We start from the raw sequence: 24,676 nt of genomic DNA on the forward strand, positions 1-24,676 counted from the left end.
AGTCCGGGTTGATGTGCGCGCTGGGCGGCTTTGCCGTTTCCGCTTTGGATCGGGATGTTGGTGATTGGGGGTAGAAGTTTCTCGAAAACGACGGGTTTTCGCCAGAAATCTCGTTATCTGATGTTGCACGTCGATCAAAGCGCGCTTATGAACACAGGTTCAGATTTATACGTAGCCCAATTTGATATGGCAGGCGCGCCGTTTGGGCAGCGCCGGGTCTATGATCAGGGTTTGACAGGCAGGAGTTGATTGAGCGTGGCGAACTATCAGGAAAGTGCGCGGGAATTTGAAAAGCGCTGGCAGGCATATTGGCGCGAAAACGATACCTATCGTACGCCAAATCCCGGCGATGCCGATTTCGACGCAAGCAAGAAAAAAAGCGTCATCCTGGACATGTTCCCCTATCCAAGCGGGGTTGGCCTGCATATCGGTCACCCGCTGGGTTATATCGCGACAGACGTCAAGGCGCGGTTCGAGCGCATGCGTGGCAAAAATGTTCTGCATTCCATGGGCTTTGATGCCTTTGGCCTGCCGGCTGAGCAGTTCGCCATCCAGACGGGTCAGCACCCGCGCATCACGACCGAAGCCAATATCGAAAACATGCTGCGCCAGCTTGAGGTCATCGGCCTTGGCCATGACCCGCATCGTCGTTTCGCCACGACCGATATCGACTATTACAAGTGGACTCAGTGGATCTTCCTGCAGCTGTTTAACAGCTTCTATGACCCGACCGTCGAATGGAAAAGCCCGCAGGGGCAGGTGATTACTGGCCGTGCGCGCCCGATTGCCGAGCTGCGCCCGATGCTTGAGTCCGGTGAATGGCTTCTTGATGAAGACGGCGTGCCGCAGCCGAAATCGGTGATTGGTGAAGGCACCAAAGCCGAAGGCAAGGAAATCGACCGCGCGATTGATCGCGGGCGTCTGGCCTATGTCGATGAAGTGCCGGTCAACTGGTGCCCGATGCTGGGCACGGTTCTGTCGAACGAGGAAGTCACCAACGAAGGCAAGTCCGAACGTGGTGATTACCCGGTCTATAAACGTCCGCTAAAACAGTGGATGTTGCGCATTACCGATTATGCCGATCGTCTGGTGGCGGACCTTGAAGGGCTTGATTGGCCAAATGGCGTGGTCGAGATGCAGAAGGGCTGGATTGGTCGTTCTGTTGGCGCACGCGTGAACTTCCCGGTCAAGACCGTTGATGGTGCGGATGAAAAGATCGCGGTCTATACCACCCGCCCGGACACGATCTTTGGGGCGACCTATATGGTTTTGGCCCCTGAGCATCCGCTGGTCGATAAGCTGACCGTGGCGGACAAGAAGGCTGATGTTGCGGCCTATCGCGCAGAGGCGTCGGAGCTTAAGGCCGTATCGGCCAAGGACGATGCCGAGCGCGAAAAGACCGGTGTGTTTATTGGCGCGCATGCGACCAACCCGGTGACCGGCGAAGAAATCCCGGTCTGGATCGCAGACTATGTCCTGATGGGCTATGGCACGGGTGCGATCATGGCGGTTCCGGCCGGCGATCAGCGCGACTTTGAATTTGCCCATAAATTCGATCTGCCGATCAAGGCAACCACCAAGCCGTCCGAAGCTTGGCTTAAGGAAAACGCCCCGGCGGACGCGGCGGATGCAGATACGGCAACCCTTCTGGCACGTTATGAGGCCGAGCCTGGGGCTTTCAAGCTGGCCCAGACCGAAGTTGGCGAGACGATCAATTCCGCCAATGACGAGGTTTCGATCAACGGTCTTTCGACCCCGGATGCCAAGGCCAAGATCATTGAATGGATGGAAGGCAAGGGCATTGGGCGCGGTCGCGTGCAGTACAAGCTGCGCGACTGGCTGTTCTCGCGTCAGCGTTATTGGGGGGAGCCGTTCCCGGTCCTGTTCGACACCGAAACCGATCAGGTTCATGGCATTGCCGAGGCGGCCCTTCCGGTCGTTCTGCCGGAAATGACCGATTTCAAACCGAAATCGAACGAAGACCCGAATTCCGAGCCGGAGCCGCCGCTTGCGCGTGCCAAGGACTGGATGGAAGTTACCGGCATTGTCCTTGCCGATGGTTCGGTTTTGCCGGTTGAAGCGGCGGTTGGCACCAAGCACAGCTATGAGGGCGCTGAATACGAAGTGCGCGCGTTCAAGCGCGATGCCAACTCCATGCCGAACTGGGCGGGGTCGTGCTGGTATTATCTGCGCTATTTCGATGCCAAGAATGATGCGAAATTCGCATCAGACGATGCGGCGGCCTATTGGGCGAACAGCACCGATCAGGATGGCAAGGCGCTTCCAGGCGCGGTTGACCTTTATGTCGGCGGGGCGGAGCATGCGGTGCTTCACCTGTTGTATTCGCGCTTCTGGCACAAGGTCCTGTTTGACCTTGGCTATGTCGCAACGCCCGAGCCGTTCCAGAAGCTGTTTAACCAGGGCATGATTACAGCGGATGCCTATACCGATGCGCGCGGTGTTTACGTTGATATCCATGACGTTGAAATGCGCGATGTCGATGGTAAGAAGGTGCCGTTTAACGCCAAGACCGATGAGCAGCTGACGACCGTGCCGGGCAAGATGGGCAAGCGGTACAAAAACGGTATTCCGCCCGAAGAAGTCTGTGATCAATACACCATCGACACCTTCCGGACCTATGAGATGTATATGGGGCCGCTTGATAGCTCCAAACCGTGGCAGTATGACGCGATTGTCGGCATGATGCGGTTCCTCTCCAACGTCTGGAAAGTCACGACCCAGATGGAGCGGACCGATCACGTTGATGGCAAGATCGAAACGCTTTTGCACAAGACGATTGCCAAGGTGACCAAGGACGTGGCCGACCTTCGCCATAACACCGCGATTGCAGCCTTGATTGAGCTCACCAATGCGCTGACCAAGCAGAATGCCGTGCATGATGATCATGCCAAGGCCTTGGCATTGATGGTGGCGCCGTTTGCCCCGCATCTGGGGGAGGAGCTGATGAGCCGCATGGCGGCCGACGAGTTCGCTGCGAAGAAATCTGTCATCAAGTTCGACTGGCCGGTATTCGATGCCGAAAAGGCCAAGGATGACGAGTTTGAAGTCCCGGTTCAGGTCAATGGCAAGAAGCGTGGATCGGTGATGGTGGCGGCCGATGCTGATCAGGCCACGGTCGAAGCACTCGCCAAGGCGGACGAGAACGTTGCCCGCCATCTGGAGGGCAAGGAGATCGTCAAGGTGATCTATGTCGCCAAGCCGACCCCGAAACTGGTCAATATCGTGGTGAAGGGCTAAGCCCAATCGACGAGAATGAGTTTATGAGAAGGGCATGTTGCTGTGGCAGCGTGCCCTTTTTGTTTTGGGGCTTAGTCTCGCAGGAGGGCGGCATCGGGATTGCAGCCCGCAATGATGGCAGAGGCGGGGAGTTCGCGCTCGATGATCATTTGATCGGGCAGCAGACTTGCACGGCCATAAAGTTTGCCCAAGGTGCCATCGCACAGCATTTCATAGATGGCCTTGTTGAAAGCTTTGCGGTTTTCAATCCCGGCAAGATCGGCCTTGAACAGGGCCAGGACATTTTCAGTTGTGACCGGCTCATCCGTCACCGAGATGGCGTTTTCCAGACCAAGGGTCTTGCGGACATGCAGGCCAGAAAAGCGTTCGATGATGGCGGCATCTAGGCGATCACTTGCGATCATGCGCAGCAGGAATGTGTCACTTGGCACACGCTCAAGGCTGAGTTGCTTGCGATCTGTGATGTAAGACGGATATTCATAGGCCGAAAGCCCGACGCGCGTTCCATCAAGGTCTGAGAGCTCTTCGACTTTGCGTATGTCCAGCAGGTCCGTGCGATAAAAGATCAGGTTTTCGCGGCGATAAAACGGAACCGACGCCAGTGAGACAGGAATTTCGGCAAGCGAGGGATAGGTTCCGACAGCATCGTATTTGCCGCTATTGAATTCCTGCATTGCACGTCGCACTGGCAGGATTTCGATTGTAACTTCCTTGCCGGACCGGGCGGCGATTTCTTCAAACATCTTGATGAAAATGCCGTGCTCAGCGGTTTCAGCCATCAACGGAATATAGGGCATCACCACCCGCATTTTCGTCGTTGATTGGGTCGCCAGCAGGGGGCTGGTGAGCATAAGAAGGCAAGCAAGGGCGAGGGAAAAGGGGCGCATAAATTGTGGTGTCGCGTGTTGCAGGGCGGGAAGCAAAACTAGATCATGATCGAGACAGCAACACAAGGGCGGTGTTTTGTATGGGGGCGACCAAGCAGAGGAGTGGGCGCTAGTAGCTGCTTCTGAAAAAAGTGTCGTGAACGATCCTCTCGATGACCTAAGCAATTGACGGGGCAGTGGAGGCTGGCTACAAATCGGCAACCAAGGTGTTTACAAGGTTTTATCGATGAGTCACGGGCGCAAGATTTCAGTTGTTGGTTTGGGTTATGTTGGTTTGCCTGTCGCGGTGGCATTTGGCACCTCAATTGGCCGCACCGTTGCCTTCGATATCAATCAGGCGCGCATAGATCAGCTGAAGGCCGGCCACGATGCAACCGGTGAAGTCGATGATGATGAGTTGGCGGCGGCTGATCTGTTGTTGACGGCGGATGCCAAGGATCTGGCCCAGGCTGATTTCCACATTGTGACGGTCCCAACGCCAATTGACAGCTCAAACCGCCCGGATTTGTCGCCACTGCGCTCGGCCTCGAAAACCGTTGGTGCCATCCTCAAAAATGGCGATATCGTTGTTTATGAGAGCACGGTCTATCCCGGTGCGACGGAAGAAGAATGCGTTCCGATCCTTGAGGAGCTGTCTGGTCTGAAAGCCGGAACTGATTTCACCGTGGGTTATTCACCGGAACGCATCAACCCGGGGGATCGCGAGCATCGTTTCACCACGATTACCAAGGTTGTTTCCGGTCAGGACCAGGCTACGCTTGATATTGTGGCGGATGTTTACGGAAGTGTTGTGACGGCGGGCATCCACAAGGCCCCGACCATCAAGGCGGCCGAGGCAGCCAAGGTGATTGAAAACACCCAGCGCGATCTCAATATCGCGCTGATGAACGAGCTGTCGCTGATCTTTGATCGGGCCGGAATTGATACCCGTGACGTGCTAGAAGCGGCGGGAACAAAGTGGAACTTCCTGAAATTCACGCCGGGTCTGGTGGGTGGTCACTGCATCGGTGTTGACCCCTATTACCTGACGCATAAATCCGAAGAACTCGGCTATTACCCGCAGGTGGTTCTGGCCGGTCGTCGGGTGAATGATGGCATGGGAGATGTGGTTGCCAACAAGGTGATCCGTGCGCTGCTGCGCGAAGGGGCAACCAAGAACCCGACCGTCACTGTGCTGGGTCTGACCTTCAAGGAAGATGTGCCTGACATCCGCAATACACGTGTGATCGACATCGTGCGTTCACTCGAAGAAGCCGGTGTCAATGTGCAGGTCCATGATGTTCATGCCGACAAGGAAGAAGTCGCGCACGAATTTGATGGCCTGAATCTATGCTCTGACAGTTGTTTGGAGCCGGCAGATGCGCTGGTTCTGGCCGTGTCGCACAAGGAATATGTTGCCAAGGGCTGGCCGTTGATCAGCAGTCTGCTTAAGGATGGCAAGGGCTTTGTTGCCGATGTCCGTGCGGTTCTGCCGCGTGATGCTGTGCCATCCGGTATCGATCTCTGGCGTCTCTAAGCGACCCGAACTATTCGTCTTGATAAAGATTTAGCTCGCGCTGCAACTTCTTCGTCAAACCCTTGGCGACAATGCGGTGCGAGCTTTTTAAATGGTCCCTGAGATCAGCGTCGCTGAGGCCAGGCGCATCATAGTGCTGTATCCACTTCATGCCACGCGACGCGAGGTAAGGAGCAGGCCGCAGGCCCGGCATCTCTTTCAAGACTTCATAGCCGATTTCGGATGTCTTGAATGTGATGCCAAGTGTCTCATTTTGGGTCCAGCCGCCAATCGCAAACACCTTGCCGCCGACCTTCCAGACATCCGCACCTCCCCACTGCACCACGTGTGTGGTGTGTGGCAACGATTTGCAAAAGGCGTTAAATGCATCCCGATCCATCTGGCCTATCCCGTAATTGCAGCCTGAGCAAAATGTCAGTTTTGTTCGACAATGCTGGAAATCAACCAGGTAAGTCTATTGGCAAATTCCACGTTGCTGAAATCCTCCTGACACATCTGATAAGCCGCATCGCGCAGTTTGGTTGTCTCCGTTGGTGAGGTGATTGCGGCTATGATTGTATTTGCGAGCTCTGCTGGATCGTTGGGTGGACACAGTCGCCCGGTTTCACCATCGCGCACAAATTCCGGCAGGGTTGCGATGTTGCTCGTAATCACAGGCACATTGGCAGCCATGGCTTCAAGCACGACAAGCGGTTGTGCTTCGTTGGCGTAGTGACTGGGGAAGATGAAGAGGTCTGCATCTGCGAAGGCGGCGTGTTTTTGTGTTTCAGAAACAGGCCCCAAACAGGTTGTTGCTGTGGTTATTTGATAGTGCTCTAGCAAGCGATCCAGATTCGCAACACTTAGGTCGCCGGCGGCCCCTGCAATCGTCAGCGTAAAGGCGATATCCCGTTCCTGCAGAATAGCGCAGGCGGCAAGCAGAGTTTCGATGCCTTTGGCATGAAACAGGTTGGACAGCCACATGAGCCTGACAGGATCGTGCGCTGTCCAAGGCTTGGTGGGTGGGGTGCGAAAGGCTTCGTCGTTCAGGCAGTTGCGGATAATGGCAGACTTACAGTTCAGAGAATCAACTTCAGAGCGCAAGCTTTCGCCGAGCAGGATGACGGTTTGATCTTTGAATACCAGTTTTTGAAAAAGCGCCGCCCATCTTGATCGTCGCATGTTCGGCAAACCACGACCGTGCAGGTGCAGAATGGCAGGGACACGAAGCATCCTTGCCAGCAGCACATACAGGCAATCCCGGTAATAGGCGAAGCCACATGGGGCGAAGCAGATATAAAGGGCGTTGGCCTGCGGCAGAGCCCGGATCAAACGCATCACTAGCCAAAGGGCCAAGCCGATCTTGCGCAGGGAAAACCGGTTCACATCGGATAGTGTTTGGGCGAAGCGCATTTCAATGACATGCAAATCAAAATCTTTCGCCAAGGCCTCGATTGCGAACTGGTTCATTTTGGCCGCGCCATGCATGGGGGGCGGCATCTGCACCATGGCGATGATTTTCGCGCGGTTGGTCATCGAATATCTCTTCTAGCAAACAATTCAACATCCCGGAGCTTGGCGATGACCATCCAGATGGTTGGGGGAAGTTGAGAGCGATACTGCGAGAGAACGGCGGCACGGGTCTGGCGATAAAGTGCGTCTGGAATGCGGGCGAAGTGGCGGGTGTCGGGGCGAAAGTTCCGTTTAATCAAGCTCGTGTTGAGCCGATGTATGGTAGCCTTTGCCAAGCAACAGCCGCGTAGATAGAAATCAAGATCGATGCAGCAAGGAAGGGTGGTTGCATAGCTGCCAGCGCGGGCCCAGGCGGAGCGGTGCATGGCAAGGGAGGAGTGATGAAGCGGGTTGCCGACATAGAGGCGCGATGGTGAAAAACGTTGCACCTTGCCCAGAGCTGGTCTCCATGGATCGGACACAGCACGGGTGAAGACAAGTTGATTGGGGTTGCGCGCTAGGATATCGACTTGCCGGTCAAGCCGACCAGGCAGGGAGAGGTCATCGATATCCTGAACCGCAAGCAACTCATTCGGGCTGTTTTCAATGGCGAGATTGAGTGCAGCCCCGCGTCCAATCTTGCCGGGATGAAGGAGTGTTAGTCGCGCGTCGTCTTGCCAATCCTTCGGGCAGGTAAGGGGCTTGGTTGAGCCATCATCAACAAGAACGGCATGATCCTGGGGCCCAAGGGTCTCGTGCAGATTGTCGAAATAACGATCCAGAAACGTATCCCCGTCCCGCACTGTCGTTATGATGGTGATCGGATCACGCATCGCTGTCTCTCCATGAAAAGGTCAAGGTGGCGCTGGTCCCGAGCTTTGGCCTGACACTGATCCGCGTTGCGGACCCGGCGGCGCTGAATGCGGCGTTTGGGGTGATTTGAAGAGGCGCGTCTGCAGTGATGTTGAGCCCGAGTTGTCGGCAGATGAGCGTGTCCGGACCAGACTGTTTGAGGTCGATTTTGCCATCCATCAAAACTCGGAAGAGATCGACCTCACCCGATGGGTGATTGGGAACATGGTCGGTGATGATGACGCTCGTTTTTTGGAACGCGATCTGTCTGAGGCCGATGATACCGGCAAGATCAAACTTCACTTCAACCCGGTTGTTGTCGATCTGACGGGCATGCAGGAAGCGGGCAAAACTGCTTTCATCAAACGCGGGAAGCGGGGTTGAACCCGGTCCATAAGGGCTTTGGGTGTCCTGTTCGCCGCCGGTTGGCGGTAAAAGGATACGGGCTGATTTTCCTCGGCCGGAAATAATCACCGGTGCTCCGGAAACATCAAAACCTCGCTTACCGCAAAGCGTCATTTGGGCGTGATAGTTCGGCGATGAAAACTGCGCGAAAAATGCGGAACTCTTGATTGCTGGTTCTGGCGATTGGCGCGTTTGCACGCTCGGAAGCTGTGCGGCTTTGAACAGCCAATAGCCTGCAAAGGCCAGATAATCGTCATGGTGGTTATAGCTGTACCATCCCGGTGTTTGCGGATTGTCGGGGCCGGGGTGTCTGGGCAGCGGTCTTGGTACCAGAAGATTGAGCGGGAGTTGCCCCGCCTTGCGGTGGGCGGCTTCCATGCGATGAAGGATCGCGTTTGCCGCGTCGAGATATTCGGCTTTCAGCAATGTATAGAGCGCGCAGGTCGCGCCAAAACTCTGTCCCGCGCCACGGCCGAGCAGGTTTGCATAACCATGTGTGCCGGCAAACTCAGCGAGCGCTGCCGTTGCCCGATCCGCGATGGGTTGATATCGCGGGTTTTCGCTATCGGATAAAAGGGCAACGCAAAAGGCGTGGTATTGCGCTGAGAAGCATTTTGGTCGATCAAGGAAAAACGGGGTGCGCCAGTAGCGCTGCTTGATAAGCGCGAAATGGGCAAGGTTGATGAGTTTTGAAACAAGCCCGTTTTGCCGTTTGTAGCGATTGATCAGGCCGAGCAGTTGCCAGTTGGCAACATCCGGGCATTGCTGTTTGGCGTCACGCAGGATTTCACGGATTGTCTTGGGGGCAAGCTCCGGCGTATCGCACAGCGCATATTCGATGAATTCGCGGTGATAGGTCTTGTCCTTTGGTTCTGATTTCATTGCCGTCAGCGCGCATTCGATATTTGGTGCAAACCGGTCTGGATCGACCCGGCTCCATAGATTGATGGCAAAGGCCTTGGCGTAGAAATCCGGTTGTTCGAACTGCCCGTTCGGGCGTTGACGCGTTGCCAGATCCCCAGCGATCTGGTAGGCCAGATTTTGGCAGCGGTGGCGGACATTTTCATCTGTCAGTGGAAGTGACATGTCACCTCCAGGCCAAGTGATTGACCCGCCTTGAGCCGATTAAACGGTACCGCCTGTATCTCCGGGCAATGTCGGCCCATACGTTCGCGCAAGCGCCACAGCAGCTTTTGGGTTGGTGGCATGCGCCAGAGAAAACGCGAAATCCTGTTTGGCGCAGAAAGCGAGAAAAAGCGGTTTGCCCAGCGCAACCAGACCTGATCAACCGGATCGCGGGGCAACAGGCGGGCATGAATGATCCAGTGATCATCGCTGTCGCGCAGATACATGTATGGATCAAAACGGCCCGCACCGCTCGCCTCGTCAAGGCGGACGGTGATGGTCGCGCCATTCTTTCCAACCAACTGCGCCTGTTTGGTCGGATAAAGCCGGTATTTGTCGCTGTTGCTGTGGGTAAATGTCTTATCAGCAATGATGCCGTGTTTTATCGCGCTTTTGTCAAACACCAGCCGGATCACTGCATCTTGCAGCAGAATGTCATCAAGTGCCTGAACCGAGAGGCGAAGCCGGACTGTGTTCGCAGATGTTTGCTCGGTTGCATATGCGATCTGCAACCGGCCACCTGACAGGTGCCAAATGTTATCTTGTAAAATGACATTTCTGGGCTGATCCGTGATCGTGACGAAGGAATGCCGGTCCGAGCATTCCAGGCCCCATGACCCGAAACAAATGTCTCCATATTGGCCGCGGATCAGTTTGTTGTTCGAAATCTCGGTTGTGAGGTGTTTCATGCCAAGATCCGCCGTTTTGTCAGGACTTTTTGACAAGCAAACAGGATCACAGCCAGACACGCCATCCGAAATACGATCAGCGCCATGATGTCAGTTGAGGTCTCAAAGGTTGGTATACTGATTGCGGAAATTGCCATCACGGCAAGGCAGATCCACCCCACCCATTTGACCTGAGATACCTCCTGCAGGATCAGGGTTTGGCGGGTCAGAACTGCAAGCAATGTAGGCCAGATTGCGCCCGCCTGAAGGATGTTGACCAGATCACGCGACGGAGCGTGATAGACAAGGTTGGCGACTGTATCTGGAAATAAGAATAAGAACCCGGAGACCGTTGCCATCGGTGCCAAAAGCCAGATGTCACGCAATCTCCCTGTTTGTTGTTTGGCAAACAAGGTTGCGGCAATGGCGACGATCAAACCGGCGCAGAACAGGAAAATCCGTTGCGCCATAAACAATGCGTCATTTCCCGTGCCCAACAGCACGAAGTCGAGGTTTGGCAAGAAGCCCGCCAATAGCGTGAAACCGACAAGGCCAAATCGGCTGCCATGACCAATCTGGACGGATGCATCGGGCCGGGTTGGGAGGCGCTCAAAGGCGAATGCTGTTGAAAAGGCCAAGCTTGCCAGTGAAATCGCCGGTGCAACCAGATAAAGCACCGAAAGCGAATGGGTGAGCGCAGCCCAAAGCGCAACGACAATCCCGACGGCCTGCCCGGCGACAGTAATCGCACCAAGTCGTGAAAAGCGGGTTTTGGCGGCCACAACCCAGTCGGGGGAAAGGGCGGCTGCCAGCGGAATAAGGATGAGCGGCCAATAAAGCCCGAGCGCCATATTGGTCGTCGTGACGACCAGCGCAGATGCAATCACGGCAATTACCAGACGCAGCACCACAACAAGTGCCGCTGATCGAAAGGCGCGGGTTTGTGCCAGTCTTACCAGCAGCGGGCCGCTGCCAGCTTGTGTCGCCGTGACGGCGAGACCGATCATGGCGAGTACGCGGAAATAGCTGCCAATATCGCTTTGAGAAAAGGTCTGACCGATCAGGATAAGGGTCAGCATGCCACCCAGTCGCGCGATCATGTTCGCCGCGATCAGCCACAGCGGATAAAGCCCGGATCTTATGGCAGCTAATCCTCTATCCATGGCGCGACAGGATGGTTTCATAGGCCTGATCAACACGGGTGCCATAGGCATGTTCGAACTCTCGTGCGATTTGATCGCGGGCGGTTTGGGCGATGTTTTGGCGCATGACCGGTTGGGTGATCAGGGTGCTTGTGGCCGTCGCCAGTGCTGCGGCGTCGCGCGGAGGGATGATCAGGCCGCTTTGATGGTTGATGACAGGGCTTCCGGCATCAAATGTGGTGATCACCGCGCAACCTGCTGCCATGGCCTCCATCGTGGCAAGGCTGCTGCCCTCTGTCAGGCTGGGGAAAACGAAGATGTCGGCTGAGAGCATGTGTTCTGCGACATGATCATGGGGTAACGGGCCAAGCCATTTAACGCCATCGGGCAGGTTGGAAAGTAGTCCCCTCGCGCACGGTTGTGCCGCGCCAATCAGGATCAGCTCAACGCGTGAGCGGAATTGACGGCGAATGGTTTTCCAGGCCGCAAGAAGATGGGCAGTGCCCTTGGCAAGTGACAGGTTGCCAACATAAAGCAGTCGAATGATGGTGTCCTCACGTTCGGGGCGTTGTCGCGCGAGCAGCGCCTGACAATGCCGCGACATGAAGGGGATCAGGTATATCTTGTCTTGGGCAATGCCAGCGCGTTCCAAGCCAGTTGCAACCGCATCGGACGGGGCAAAAACGGCGTCGGCATAATGGGCCTCTGCCGTGCGCCGTCTGGCAAGGAACGCTGATATTTCGCGATATCGCCTGCCGTGGGCGGCATATTCGTCGGCGACTTGTGCGTAACGGGTTTCTGCCAACTGGCCGGTCACGTCCGAGATCGTGATCATATTGCGGGCCTTGGCCCGGCGCATAGCAGGCAGGCTGAAATTGCCCTGACCATGCAGAATTCTGACCTTTGGCGGATTTGAGGCCGCAAGTAGTGACAGCGCAATGTCGGAATAAAGATTACGGGCAGGCAAACGAAGCGTTTGAGCCGCTTTGCCAAGCAGATCGGGCAGAAGATGACGCCCCGGGACGCTCGATAGCGCTGTGTCAAGGTGGCGGGCGCGAGGTCGCACAAGTCCGGAGCCGTCATGGCGCCAGAAGCTGTCCCAGCGGACCAGTCTTTTCTGCGCTGCTAGATGATGGGCGAGAATGCTGGCCTGATCAACGCGGCTGATCAGCCAGACCGACGGGCCAGAACAGGTTTTGGGTAGTGGCTTGATTATCCCCATTGCCGCGCGTCCGATTTGTCGCGTGCTGCGTCATTGATGGCGTTCCACATTGTCTCGCCATGATGGGCGGAATTGTTGTGGATAATCGCCTTGGCTTGGTGCTGGCGCGTGGTTTCGAGAAGGGCGGTGTTGCCCAGAAGCTGTTCGCAGGTGTTGATCCATCGGCCGGTTTCATAAATGGGCAGGATTTCGGGGGGACGCAAAATATCGGGGGCACATCCCGTCAACGGACTTGCCAGGGCAACCGTGCCACATGTGATCGCATCAATGACTGCAACGCCATAGGCGTCATTGCGACTTGGAAAAAGCGCGAGCTTGCTGTTGCTCAGAATGGTTGGGAGTTGTTCGGGGGGGAGTTGTCTGAAAACGTCTGTCTGATCACTGATGCCCGATGCTTTCAAGGTCCCGATTGTTTTTGCGATATCCGTACTACCGACAATGGCAATCTGTCGGGCAATGCCGGCCTTGAATAGTGCGTTGGCGATGATGATAAAGAGATCAAAGCCTTTGGATGATGTCGTGCGACCACACCAGACTAGGTCATAGTGTCGTGCCGCCATTGGTTTGTTGGCTTTGGCGTCCGGCACCGCAAATGACGATGGAATGGGGGCGATCCAGATACGCTCTTGCGCAACGCCATGGCTTTCAAACCATGCCGCCCCACGTGAACTGGCGGCGATATAACTGCTGGCACGTGCAATCATCATTTTGCGTAAATTTCGCCGAACGGGATTTGTGTAGGCGGCATCTGAACCCGACCAGCCATCAAACTGCAAAATGGTTGGGATGCCCCGTTTCAGCGCCCAGTTTTGCGCCTGCCATTGGGCCATGCTGAAGCCAGCCAATATCAAGGTATCGGTCGGACGGGCTGAAAGCGTGCGTGTGACGCCAAACGGAACAGTGAAGGTGCGGTTTTCCCCCAGCGGAATTTGCACACCGGGTAATGTCAGGTGTTCGAATTCTGGTTTGGTGATTGACCAATTGCGCTGCGGTTCATGGTCTTGGGTACACAGAACGCGCAAGTCGCCACCTGCTGACATGGCGCGGTGATGAAGCGCGTCATAGGCCGCTGATCGGTAGGGTGGCACAAGGTTTGTTAGTAAAGTCACCCTCACCGCGATGGTCACCTTGAGATGCTAATATTGTTTGTCGTTCAATTATAAGTTACCATTATCTTCAACCAATTAGCCATAACCTTAAAGTGTAGATGGCTGTTTTCGCCGGCCTGCAGCTGTGTCGGGCGGGGTGACAGGGGTGATGCATGCGCGACGAGATTTCAGGGCAAAAATCGACCTTTTTCGGCTTGCCGCTTGATACGCGACGACGCGCTCAACTCTGTGCGGATATCAGTCAGACGCTTGGCAAGGGTGCCGGGGCAGAGAGCCGCGCCTGTTTTCGCCATCACAGCCTGAATGCGAGCAAGCTGCCCGCTGCCTTGCGTGATGACAGGCTATTTGCCGCCCTGTACCGAGCTGATTGCCTTTCGGCCGACGGCATGGGGATTGTGTGGGCGGCTCGCCTTATGGGGATCAGGGTGTCTGAGCGGGTGACGGGTATTGATCTTATGACCGATCTTCTGGTGCAGTTCGCGCAGGACGGAACGCGGGTCTTTCTGTTGGGGGCGCGCCAAGAGGTTCTGGATCGGTTGAAAGTGACATTGCCAACCCGGTATCCCGGGCTGATCATTGCGGGCGCTCATCACGGCTATGAGATGGATGATGACAAACTGGCCGAGTGCGTGGCAATGGCCAAGCCGGACGCCCTTTTTGTGGCCCTGCCATCACCGCGCAAGGAATTGTTTGTCGATCACTATGCGCCCCAAACCGGATGCCGTTTTGCGATGGGGGTTGGCGGAGCGTTTGATGTATTGGCCGGTAAAGTCCGTCGCGCCCCGATGATCTGGCAAAAGGTTGGTCTGGAGTTCCTTTGGCGCATTCTGTGTCAGCCCCGTTATATGATCCCGCGATATGCTCGGGGTCTTGGTGCCTTTGCTAAGCTTGTCCTGCCCCGGATCGCAGGTTTCCAATTCAAACGTTTTCGCCGTGCCGCGCGCAGAGCAATGATTGCTGTTGCGGCGCTCGTGTTGCTGGCGACACTGTTTCCTGTTTCGCAACTGCAGGCACAGCCGGTGACGAGTTTGAGCTTTGATCCGGATAACCGGCAGGGCGCAATAAGTTGGATTGAAGCCGAGATTGCCAAGGTCAAGGATCAAGAGGATGTCACACTGCTGATAGATGCGCTTCTCAATGGTGTGTTGTCAGCGGATAGTCATCCAGAGCAGCCTGTTATTGACTGGGAGTCAACAGAAAACAGCCTCCAACTATTACTCGGCCTGTTTGATGCCGTCGTTGGGGGCGGAACCAGTCGATTTCTGTTCGAGACCATTCTGGGCGGGGTGGTGCTGCGTTTGATGGAATTGCATCCCGAGCCTGAACGGATTGTGGGTGTGGTGCACAATGATGCCACAGGCTTGGCAGAGCGACTGTTTGAGCGCCGGTCAAACCAGCCGATAGCCGATGGCGAAGCACAACCTGCATTCAGTGCAAATATCGAAGGTGGTGCGCCATCGCGTTCCGTGGGGGTGGCGGTCGGGGTCGAAGCCCGAAAAGAGCGGCGCTACGCCAGCCTTTTTGCCGGTGGTGTTCGGAACCCGCGGGCCAGCCGCCTTTGGGGGGTACGGGATTACGAGGATTCAACCGGGATTACAGAGCTTGAGGATGGCAGCCCGCGATGACAGAGCGTCCGAGCCCTCCCGGCATTTTGGCAATCACCAATAACGAACGGTTTGATCCGTCCTTGCGGGATTTGTTGCGTATTCTCTGGCAACGGCGCGGCGTGGCGGCACTTGCCTTTGTCTTTGTTCTGATTGTGCTTTTGACAGCGATTGCCAACTGGCAGGGCGCTTATCGGTCTGTCGCGGAGGTCGGCTTTTCACAAGACAGGCAGGTCGCAGAACGGCTTTCGGCCGATACCCCTGGCACCGATCAACGCACCGTCACCGCGCAGGAAATCGAAACCGCGATTGCCGAGATCAGAGGCGAGGAAACGCTGTCAGCTGCACTGTCGGTTTTGCGTGGAGAGGGTACTTCGCTGAGCAGCGGACAGGCGAACGCACCCGTTTCGGGTGATTCGGAAACAGTTGCGACCCTTCATCTGCGAAACGGACTTGAAGCCGCGCGCGTTGGTAATGCCGCGGTGATTGAGGTTGCCTTCAGCGCAAAGCGGCCCGAAACAGCACAACAGGTTTTATCCACGATTATCGAGAGTTATCTTTGGCAACGTGAAGACCGGCAAAAGGCCACCATTCGCAGGCAGCTGGCCGAGGCAGAGCTGCAATTTGAAACCGCGCAAGATGAGTTGGCACGCCTTGAGAACGATCTTGCCACCTTGCAAAGCGGGGCCGGTATTCTTGATGCCGATGAAAGTGCAAGAATGCTTGATCGTATCTATGCGCTTGATGAGCAGGCCGAAAAACTGGGGCAGGAGGTTGCCAGCCTTCGGCTGGCGCGTGAAAGCCGGATCGCGGCGGCCGGTCTTGAGGATATTCTGGCCATTTCCGATGTCGCGAGCCATCCACTGGTAAGCCAGATCTCGACACGGCTTGAGATGCGAAAGCAGGAATTCGTTACCCTTGATCAACGCTATGGCCCTAAACATCCGATCATGCAGGGTAAGCAGCGTGAACTGGATGATCTGCGAAGCGAGCTTGCGGCGGCGGCAAGCAGTGTTGCTGATCAGATGGATATTGCCCTTGACGGGGCAGAAGAAAAGCTTCGACTGATCACAGCCCAACGCAATCGTTGGGAAAATCGGATGGCGCTTCGCAATACAAGCGTTACGGGCCAGGCGGCCCTGAACCGGTCGGTCGCAATGGCACGCACGAACCTTCAGGAACTGGGCCAGCAGGTGCAGTCACTTCGCCGAGAAATGGCGGCCTTTCATGGCGATGCGGAAATCTTGCGTGCGCCGACATTACCGTTGGCAACCGAATTCCCAACTAGGCGCGATCTGGCGATGCTGGCCATCATGATGGCTATGTTTGCGGCTGTGGTTGCTGCCTTGCTGCGGCATTATTTTGATCAAAGCGTTGATGATGAGTTCGATCCGCAAACCGGACTGGGCATCCCGCTTTTTGCCCGCATTCCGGACCAAACCGGTTCAGGCACCCCGGCTACCGCGCATGACGAAGCTGCCGGCCATTTGGCTGTTCTGATGCGGATCATGGCGCAGGGGCGCTATGCTGAAACACCAAGCCACACGGACGGGCAGGTGATTGCATTGGGTTCCGCACTATCTGGTGATGGCAAAAGCCATATTGCCCATGCACTGGCCGAAAAGCTGGCAGGCCTTGGTGCATCGGTGATCGTTCTGGATGCAGATTTGCATGATCCGGCACCGCCAAACCGGACGCACTTTGGTGTCGAAAATAATGCCGATCTACCCGATATCATGTCGGGCACTGTGGAACTTGATGACGCGCTTGCCGGGCAGCAAGATGATGAAGGGTATCGCTATCTCGGGGCGCGCATGCCGGTGCCGGGAAGCCTTGCGACGGGCATGATTGAGGGGCAGTTGCCAGATTTGATCAAGCGCCTGCGCACCCGGTTCGATCATGTGATTGTCGATACCCCGCCGATCCTGTCGGTGGCGGATGGGGTGATCGCGCTGGGCCTGGCGGATGTCAGGTTGTTTACGCTGCGCTGTGGTCACAGCAAACGTCGCGATATCACCCAGGCTCTGGCGCAATTGCGGGCGGCCAATATCATGCCCGAGGGCGTTGTCCTGAATGGCGTCCAACCCCGTGCGGCCTATGGCAAGGCGCAACCAGAGAAGACGCCAAAGGGGCAGATGACATGAAGCTTGCCTTGATGGCGATAGGGCTCCTCTTGCTCGGTTCTGGCGGCGCTGTCTTGGTGTCGGAGGGCAGGGCGCTGTCGCAGCTTGGAGACAAGAGCACTGGATTTGCCAATGGGAGCGGATTCGTTGCTGAGCAGGAGGCGCAAGAGCTTCTGTCTGTGCTTGCATCAAACGACGATGAACGGCTTTGGACAGTGGTCGAAACGCGACTGGCGGAAAGGCCGTTTGATCCGTTTTTGCTGGGGCTGAAGGCAGACATGCTGGTGGAGCAGGATCTGTTGGCTAGCGCAAAACTCCTTGATCAGGCAGTGGCGATTGCACCGCGTGATCCGCGGGTGCAGGCGGTGCGCTATCGCCTACAAGCGCATCTGCAAAGCCTGCCATCCCCAGCATCACCATTGGCAGAATAAGGCCCGGCATGATCATCACCCAGTCGCCGATACTGCCAATCAGTCCCACCAAAATGAAGGCGATCAGAAGGGCGCGGGTGTCCGTCTGTTGGGCATTGGTGATCGCTGTCTTGGCGGTGATGACGAGTGCGGCAAACAGGATCAACATGACCGGAGTGCCAAACATGATCGCCCCGTCGAGCCAGAGGTTATGGCTGCTAAACCAGTTTGCATGGGTGTTCAGATCCGGGGTGGCGAAATGAGCAATAACAAGTGCAATGCTGTCAGCACCCCAGCCGGTGATGGGGCGTTCCAAAATGGCCCGCAGGGCCGCGGCCCAAAGATCATCACGCTGGATCAGATCGCTGCGGCCAAGATCAGTGAAGCGGCCCACCAGTTCTGGCGATGCGACAGCGGTTACGGCGGTGATTGCGATGCAGCCCAAAGCAATTCCAGGCAATCGATGGAATCTGCTGGTGTGCGTGCGGGGTGTCAGAATGACAAACAGCGCCCCGCCAACCAGCGCCATGATGAAAGCCAGCCGAGAATGGCTTTGGACAAGAGCAGCGGCGAAGATCAGCGCCAGTGCCAGCCAACCGCCCGCACGATCAAGCTGTTTGGTGAAACTGACCGCACGGGTCTTCTGATAGAGAAACAGACAGGCGACAATGCCGAGCCCCATCAAACTGCCAAAGGCATTGCGATTGGCAAAGCTGCCAGTCCAGTCGCCCAGATGGGCCTGTTTGGCAAACCAGAACGTGGTTTGCCATCCCATCAGCGCGGCACTTGCCGCCAGAACCACCTGAAGGACGCATGCAAATACGACGGTGCGGGCAATGACGCTGGGCAGGCGGGGCTGCAACCGCACAACCAGTGCAGTGAGGGTGATTACGCCGCCAAGCCAGATCAGATAAGCGGCCATGCTCAGCCAGCCATAAGGTGCGAGTGCAATGTGCGGCGCATTAAACGGATATGGCTGAACCGGCCAGACGGACAAGCTTTGCAGGATCGACCAGCCTGTCAATGCAGCGATTGCCAGCCAGAGATAGTGCAGGTGTTTGCCGACCAGAACCGGGCCCGGGCGCAGGCAGATCGCGAGAATGCCAATGCCGGTCAAAACGGTCAGAATGGCAAGCGCCCATGGTCGCAATCCGCCCAACATCAGCGGGGCGAGAATGATCTGCGCCATCAAACAGGTTTGCGCCAGCCACAGCATCAAGGTCTGCCAATCTGCTTTCAATCCCAAGCCGTTAGCCTAGCTGAATTTGCGCAGCCTGTCGCGCTGCTTGCGCCTGGTGCCGAGCCATGATGGGAAACGTTTCCACGGTCCCAATGCAAGGCAGGCAAAGGCTGGATACTGCCGACCAGGGACTGTCTGTACCGCTTTGGCTGGTGCTGTTGGGCAATCTCGCGATGGGGGCGTCGCTCTGGTTGATTGCGGCTGGCGGGATGGCTGCGAAGCTCATTCTGTTGGGGTTCTATATTGCTGTTTTGTGCAGCTACGCCCATCGGCGCCGTATCGGGAGCGGTTTTCTGGCGGGGGCGCTGATCCTTGTGGCAATGATCGGCGTGATCGCGACAGGAAGTGGTGCAAACCTTGAAAAGCTGCGCCTGACCGGCAACCTTTTGATGCTGCCTGTCGGGCTGCTGGTTGGTTTCGTGATCGGGCGGAGCAGTTTGCGGCTGATGATGCCGGTGCTTGTGCTTTATCTGTTGCTCTCAAGTTCGTTTCAACTGACGCATGAGGGCTTGCGTCTTAATCAGCCGTTTCTGTTTCTGGGCCTGTTTGCGCTCTGTTCGGTTGCCCGGTGGCGGCATGGGGTGCTCGCGGCGGCAAGCGGTATTGCCATCCTGCTCAGCCAGACGCGGATCGCGGTTTTGGCGATGCTGGTCAATCTGATCGGGATGATCCGGTTTTCCCGCGCCATGACGTGGCTTGTTGGGGGCATCGTGCTCGCCGGTACCGGCTGGATTGCGGCACTCTATCTGCCACGGCTGTTTCTTACCCATGGCAGTGGTCGTTTGGCCTTCTGGCAGGATTTCTGGGGGCTGTGGCAAGGCGGATCAAGCGGGCAAAGATGGCTTGGTTTCGGGGCCGGGGCGGTGGAAGAAATCCTGTCAGGTTATCAGTCTTTTGCCTCCTTTGGGGCGCTACATAACGATCATTTCCGCATCCTGTTTGAAACCGGTTTTCTGGGGGCTGGGCTTTGGCTTGCGGGATGGGGGCTGATGCTTTGGACTGTGCGTCACGCGCGTCTTGCGATCTGTATCCTGCTGTCGGTGATGCTGACAATGGTGACAGACAATACGTTGAATTACGGGCATTATCTGATCTGTTGCGGCATGGCTGCCGGGATTGCCGCGCGTGAGGGGCCTAAGCATGGGTAGGGATGATCTGATTGACGTCCGGGATCGCGTACTTGCGCGCATGATTGCGGCTGATTTTGCCGGCGCCGATCCGTTTGACGGGCTTGAAAGTCCGGTGTTTCGGGCAAGTGGGCTTGGGCGGTTTCGCTTTGCGCGCTTGGCGTGGCTGCAGGCGATCAAGCGAGGACCGGATACCTTGCGAAAGGCCGTGCTAATTCCGCCGATGGTCAATCCCAAGACGCTGGCATTGCTGGGCGGGGCGGCTCAGGGCGTGGTGGTTTGCGATGTGCGCGATCAGTTGTTGGGCATGCAAAACCCCGATGGTGGCTGGGGATACCCGTTTGAATGGCAGGCGCGGGCCTTTCACGCCAAACGCCATCAAAGCAATGCGATTGTTACGAGCTTCGTTGTGGATGCCCTGATCGAAGGCGGACTTGCAACGGATCATCCCGCCCTCCAACAGGCGGCAGGGTTGATTGAAAACAAGCTCTGGCGGGATGGCTATTTCGCCTATTTTGATCACACCAATGTTGAAATCCATAATGCCAGCCTTTGGGCCGCCTTTGCGTTGTATCGGATCACTGGGCCGAATGACAAAACAGCGCAGGCGGTGGCGCGGGTTATCGCCGCGCAAAAGGCCGATGGCAGTTGGGCCTACGGTACGCGATCCCACCACCAGTTCGTGGACGGGTTTCACACCGGCTATGTCCTTGATCTGCTTGATCGCCTGCAGGCGTCGGGTATGGACGGGCTCGAGGATGCCATTGCCCGTGGATGGCAGTTTTATCAAGAGCAGTGCTTTGATCATGATGGCGTACCGCGCAGCTTTGCTGGGCGGGATGGGGTTCTTGATGCCCATACGGTGGCGCAGGCGATGGGGAGCCTGATCCGGTTTGGGGATGCCGATGGCGCGATGCGGATAGCGAGCTGGGCAGCGGAAAAGCTTTTTGACCCGTCGCGCGATCTGTTTTTTGCCGGGGTCGGCAAAGACGATCGCCCGGATCGACGCACATATATCCGCTGGACACAGGCGTGGATGGTCTGGGGGCTGTCGATCGTGATAGAAAAAACGGAGCCTAACCAACCAGATCAGGCCATGCCAAATTTTGACCCAACCAAGCCGCTTTCCTTTGATCACCCCGATCCGAACCGCACGGAAAAAGAGGCAGCCTTGCGCGCATTGCCCGAACCGGCATTTCGCCAGCTTTATGACATCACCCGTGCGGCGGCATCACACGCCAAAGCCGAAGCGGCCATGGAAACGCTGTATGGACTAACGCGCGGGATGAAGACCCCGCAGCGCATCGCGGCCGAGCAGGACATCATCCTGACGGTCAGGCGCGGTGGCTGAGCGTTGCCCTAGCGTTGGCGCAGCTCGTCTGCGGTGAGCTGACCATCACCATTCTGATCAAGATAGTTGAACATCCGGGTGTGTACGGCCTGAAACTCTTCAAGGCTCAGTTGGCCGTCACCGTTGGTGTCCATCATCACGACCATCATGTCCGGGCCATGCATGCGGCCCATCATGCCGCCGGTCATGCCCCCCATCGCGCCGGGGCACATGGTGCCATTGTGAAAGCGCATCATGTTGCCTGCGCCATAGCCCATGCCCTGACCCGGGCATCCCTGACCTTGGCCCTGGCCCCACATCATGCCCTGACCTTGCCCCGGACCCTGGCCCTGCATCATGCCTTGGCCGGTCTGGTTCATCATTTGCGGGCCCTGTTGGGCCTGGGCGATGCCAGCTGCGCCAGCAAGCATCAGGCCGATTGCGGTGAGTGCGAGAAATCTTTTCATGGTAAGTCTCCCATGCCAGAGGGATAAGGCTGCTGCGCGCAGATCGCTCGCCATGTGTTGTCAAAAGACGGCGGGAACCTGCCCAAAACAATGCAATCAGTCTATCATCATCGCTGTTTCGCGCATTGAGGCCCATCAATCAGATGCAATTTTCATTGCCCCGGACAAGCGCGCAGGGATATTGCTTGGCAATGTCCGGATCCCGAAACGGTTTGCCGTGCCAAACTGAGCATTGAAAGAACATATGACTTCCCGATTTGCTGCCCTGCCCATTGATGCCGTTCTGCCGGAGCTGGTTTCCGCGCTGGAAAACGGCACCAACGCCGTGCTGCAGGCCCCACCGGGGGCGGGCAAGACGACCAAGGTGCCGTTGGCGTTGCTTGAGTGTGCATGGCGCGGCGATCAGAAGATCATCATGCTCGAACCCCGGCGTCTGGCCGCACGCGCCAGTGCGCGCAGGATGGCGCAGTTGCTGGGCGAGGCGGTTGGGGCGCGTGTGGGCTATCGCGTGCGGTTTGACAGCAAGGTTTCAAAGGATACGAAGATCGAGGTCGTGACCGAGGGGATTCTGGTCCGCATGATTCAGGATGACCCGGAGCTTTCTGGGGTTGCCGCCATCCTGTTTGATGAATTTCACGAACGATCATTGGATGCCGATCTGGGCCTAGCGCTGGCGTTCGAAACACAAGGGGCGCTTCGCGACGATCTGCGGATTGTGGTGATGTCCGCAACCCTTGATGCCGGGCCGATTGCCGATTTGATGGGTGATTGTCCGGTCATCACATCCGAGGGGCGGGCCTATCCGGTTGAAACGAAATATATCCCGACAAAGCTCGATAAATCGGGCAATACCCGCATTGACGCGGAAATGACATCCGCGATCAAAACCGCGCTTCGCGAGGAAAGCGGATCGATCCTGGCCTTCCTGCCGGGGCAGGGCGAAATCACCCGGGTGGAAAGTGCGCTTAAGGATGCGGTGGGCGGTGACGTCATCATCGCCCCGCTTTATGGCGCGATGGATGCCAAGGCGCAGGATATCGCGATCCAGCCCGCCCCCGAGGGCAAGCGCAAGGTGGTGCTGGCCACCGCCATTGCCGAAACGTCGCTGACCATTGATGGTATCCGGGTGGTGGTTGATAGCGGCCTGCAACGCTTGCCGCGCTTTGATCCGGCATCGGGCATGACGCGGCTGGTGACGGTCAAGTCATCGCAAGCCAGTGCCGAGCAACGCCGTGGCCGTGCCGGGCGAATGGAACCCGGTGTGTGTTATCGCCTGTGGCCGGAAAATGAACAGCGGGCCCGGGCACCGTTTACTGCGCCGGAAATCGCGGCGGCCGATCTGGCCCCCCTGACGCTTGAGCTGGTGCGCTGGGGTGTTACGGACCCCAAAACCCTGCCGTGGCTTGATGTGCCGGACGCTGCCAAGATCGATCAGGCGCGTGATGTGCTGCGCGGCCTTGAAGCGCTTGATGGCGAGCATCGCATTACGCTGATGGGCACTGCCATGGCCGGGTTGCCGGTCCATCCCAGATTGGCGCATATGATGTTGCGTGGTGCGCAGCTTGGCCTTGATGAGGTGGCTTGTGCATTGGTGGCGTTGCTGTCTGATCGCGATTTCATGCGTGGGCGCGGCGCGGATTTGCGCATCCGGGTGGAGGCCATCCAAAGGGGCCGTGCACCGAAAATGATCACCGAGGCTGCTAAACAACTTGCGCGCCGGTTACGCGATGCCGCCAAGAAGGCCGGGCTTGATAAAGCGGTTGGTGCAAAGGTTGATCACGCTGATGAAGTCGGCTTGCTGCTGGCCTTTGCCTATCCCGACCGGATCGGCGAACGGCGCAAGGGGGCGAATGCGCGTTATCGATTATCCGGCGGGCGCGGCGGTGTTTTGCCCAATGAAGACAGCCTCGCGACTGAGCCCTATATCGCCGTTGCCGAACTGGATGGGCAGGTGCGGGAAGCCAAGATTTACCTTGCAGCACCCGTGGCACGCGCCACCCTTGAAACGCATTTTGCCGACCAGATTACCGATGGCACCGAGGTCTTCTGGGACGCGCAAAGCGATGCGGTGGCGGCCCGCTGGCAACGCCGGATTGGTGCGCTGGTCTTGGAAGAAAAAGCCACCCACGACGAAGCCGATTCCGAGGCGATTGTTGCGGCCATGATCGAGGGCATCTGCAAGCTCGGCCTGCATTGCCTGCCATGGGACAAGGCATCAGAAGGCTTGCGCGAAAGGCTGGCGTTTCTTCATCGGGTGGATGGCAATACTTGGCCGGATGTTTCCGATGACGGCTTGCTGGGATCGCTTGAAGACTGGTTGGCACCCTATCTGACAGGCATCAGCAAACGCGGCCAGCTTAAACAAATCAACCTGTCCGAGGCATTGCTTGCCGGGCTCGACTGGAACCAGCGACAGGAAATGGATCGCCTGGCCCCGACCCATTGGCAAGTGCCTACCGGGTCAAACATCCGCATTAATTATAGCGGTGAAACACCCGCTTTGCCGGTGCGTATGCAGGAAATGTTTGGTGCCACCGAAACCCCAAAGGTCGCGAATGGTAAGGTTGCGGTGACGCTGCATCTACTAAGCCCGGCGCAACGGCCCATTCAGGTCACCAGTGATCTGATCGGGTTCTGGAACGGATCCTATGCCCAGGTTAAGGCCGAGATGAAGGGGCGCTACCCCAAGCATTATTGGCCCGACAATCCCCTGATCGCCGAGCCAACGCGTCGGGTCAAAAGCCGGATGTAGGGTGCGGC

18 protein-coding genes are annotated in these 24,676 nt (G+C 57.0%); 7 read left to right on the plus strand and 11 right to left on the minus strand.

Features of this window, described 5'->3' with window-relative positions; translation table 11 throughout:
- Positions 1-255: 255 nt before the first annotated feature.
- The gene (locus ACXAF0_RS07115; protein WP_475345190.1) at positions 256-3,258 is read left to right on the plus strand and encodes a leucine--tRNA ligase; all 3,003 of its coding nucleotides are present in this window, start codon (positions 256-258) and stop codon (positions 3,256-3,258) included.
- A gap of 71 nt (positions 3,259-3,329) precedes the next feature.
- Here ACXAF0_RS07115 and ACXAF0_RS07120 read toward each other — a convergent pair whose 3' ends face one another.
- Positions 3,330-4,109 carry a substrate-binding periplasmic protein gene (locus ACXAF0_RS07120; RefSeq protein ID WP_475345191.1) on the minus strand — a complete coding sequence of 260 codons (780 nt, stop codon included), beginning with the start codon at positions 4,107-4,109 and terminating at the stop codon, positions 3,330-3,332.
- Positions 4,110-4,371: 262 nt separating this feature from the next.
- Here ACXAF0_RS07120 and ACXAF0_RS07125 point away from each other — a divergent pair, with 262 nt between their 5' ends.
- Positions 4,372-5,661 carry a nucleotide sugar dehydrogenase gene (locus ACXAF0_RS07125; protein WP_475345192.1) on the plus strand — a complete coding sequence of 430 codons (1,290 nt, stop codon included), beginning with the start codon at positions 4,372-4,374 and terminating at the stop codon, positions 5,659-5,661.
- Positions 5,662-5,671: 10 nt separating this feature from the next.
- Here ACXAF0_RS07125 and ACXAF0_RS07130 read toward each other — a convergent pair whose 3' ends face one another.
- The 8 genes from ACXAF0_RS07130 to ACXAF0_RS07165 are packed head-to-tail and all read right to left on the minus strand — an operon-like array spanning position 5,672 to position 13,615.
- On the minus strand, positions 5,672-6,040 hold the full coding sequence (locus tag ACXAF0_RS07130; RefSeq protein WP_475345193.1) for an MmcQ/YjbR family DNA-binding protein: 369 nt from the start codon (positions 6,038-6,040) through the stop codon (positions 5,672-5,674).
- A 35-nt stretch (positions 6,041-6,075) separates the two neighbouring features.
- Complete coding sequence (locus ACXAF0_RS07135) at positions 6,076-7,176, minus strand: glycosyltransferase family 4 protein (protein ID WP_475345194.1); 1,101 nt, start codon at positions 7,174-7,176, stop codon at positions 6,076-6,078.
- Positions 7,173-7,925, minus strand: coding sequence for a glycosyltransferase family 2 protein (locus ACXAF0_RS07140; protein WP_475345195.1), 753 nt, complete (start codon positions 7,923-7,925; stop codon positions 7,173-7,175). The genes ACXAF0_RS07135 and ACXAF0_RS07140 overlap by 4 nt, the downstream gene beginning before the upstream one ends.
- A complete protein-coding gene (locus ACXAF0_RS07145; RefSeq protein ID WP_475345196.1) occupies positions 7,918-9,435 on the minus strand; it encodes a hypothetical protein in 1,518 nt (505 codons plus the stop codon). The genes ACXAF0_RS07140 and ACXAF0_RS07145 overlap by 8 nt, the downstream gene beginning before the upstream one ends.
- A complete protein-coding gene (locus ACXAF0_RS07150; RefSeq protein WP_475345197.1) occupies positions 9,420-10,163 on the minus strand; it encodes a hypothetical protein in 744 nt (247 codons plus the stop codon). The genes ACXAF0_RS07145 and ACXAF0_RS07150 overlap by 16 nt, the downstream gene beginning before the upstream one ends.
- Positions 10,160-11,305 (minus strand): hypothetical protein, encoded by a 1,146-nt coding sequence (locus ACXAF0_RS07155; protein ID WP_475345198.1) that lies wholly within the window; start codon positions 11,303-11,305, stop codon positions 10,160-10,162. Before ACXAF0_RS07155 ends, ACXAF0_RS07150 begins: the two co-directional genes overlap by 4 nt.
- On the minus strand, positions 11,298-12,506 hold the full coding sequence (locus ACXAF0_RS07160) for a glycosyltransferase family 4 protein (RefSeq protein ID WP_475345199.1): 1,209 nt from the start codon (positions 12,504-12,506) through the stop codon (positions 11,298-11,300). Before ACXAF0_RS07160 ends, ACXAF0_RS07155 begins: the two co-directional genes overlap by 8 nt.
- Positions 12,497-13,615 carry a glycosyltransferase gene (locus tag ACXAF0_RS07165; RefSeq protein ID WP_475345200.1) on the minus strand — a complete coding sequence of 373 codons (1,119 nt, stop codon included), beginning with the start codon at positions 13,613-13,615 and terminating at the stop codon, positions 12,497-12,499. The genes ACXAF0_RS07160 and ACXAF0_RS07165 overlap by 10 nt, the downstream gene beginning before the upstream one ends.
- Positions 13,616-13,767: 152 nt before the next feature.
- Here ACXAF0_RS07165 and ACXAF0_RS07170 point away from each other — a divergent pair, with 152 nt between their 5' ends.
- Positions 13,768-15,240: a WecB/TagA/CpsF family glycosyltransferase gene (locus ACXAF0_RS07170; protein WP_475345201.1), complete on the plus strand. Its 1,473-nt coding sequence runs from the start codon at positions 13,768-13,770 to the stop codon at positions 15,238-15,240.
- Entirely contained in the window at positions 15,237-17,363 is a 2,127-nt protein-coding gene (locus ACXAF0_RS07175; RefSeq protein WP_475345202.1) for a GumC family protein, read from the plus strand. Before ACXAF0_RS07170 ends, ACXAF0_RS07175 begins: the two co-directional genes overlap by 4 nt.
- A gap of 282 nt (positions 17,364-17,645) precedes the next feature.
- Here ACXAF0_RS07175 and ACXAF0_RS07180 read toward each other — a convergent pair whose 3' ends face one another.
- Positions 17,646-18,998: an O-antigen ligase family protein gene (locus tag ACXAF0_RS07180; RefSeq protein WP_475345203.1), complete on the minus strand. Its 1,353-nt coding sequence runs from the start codon at positions 18,996-18,998 to the stop codon at positions 17,646-17,648.
- 59 nt (positions 18,999-19,057) lie between these two features.
- Between ACXAF0_RS07180 and ACXAF0_RS07185 the strand changes: the two genes are divergently transcribed.
- Positions 19,058-20,140, plus strand: a complete 1,083-nt coding sequence (locus ACXAF0_RS07185) for an O-antigen ligase family protein (RefSeq protein WP_475345204.1) — start codon at positions 19,058-19,060, stop codon at positions 20,138-20,140.
- Positions 20,133-21,470 (plus strand): prenyltransferase/squalene oxidase repeat-containing protein, encoded by a 1,338-nt coding sequence (locus ACXAF0_RS07190; RefSeq protein WP_475345205.1) that lies wholly within the window; start codon positions 20,133-20,135, stop codon positions 21,468-21,470. Before ACXAF0_RS07185 ends, ACXAF0_RS07190 begins: the two co-directional genes overlap by 8 nt.
- 8 nt (positions 21,471-21,478) lie before the next feature.
- Here ACXAF0_RS07190 and ACXAF0_RS07195 read toward each other — a convergent pair whose 3' ends face one another.
- Positions 21,479-21,916: a hypothetical protein gene (locus tag ACXAF0_RS07195; protein ID WP_475345206.1), complete on the minus strand. Its 438-nt coding sequence runs from the start codon at positions 21,914-21,916 to the stop codon at positions 21,479-21,481.
- A 244-nt stretch (positions 21,917-22,160) separates the two neighbouring features.
- On the opposite strand from ACXAF0_RS07195, the gene hrpB reads away from it, so the two are divergent.
- Positions 22,161-24,668 carry an ATP-dependent helicase HrpB gene (gene hrpB, locus ACXAF0_RS07200; RefSeq protein ID WP_475345207.1) on the plus strand — a complete coding sequence of 836 codons (2,508 nt, stop codon included), beginning with the start codon at positions 22,161-22,163 and terminating at the stop codon, positions 24,666-24,668.
- The last annotated feature ends 8 nt before the right edge of the window (positions 24,669-24,676 follow it).

Source organism: Thalassospira sp. ABD4_177 (assembly GCF_056160125.1).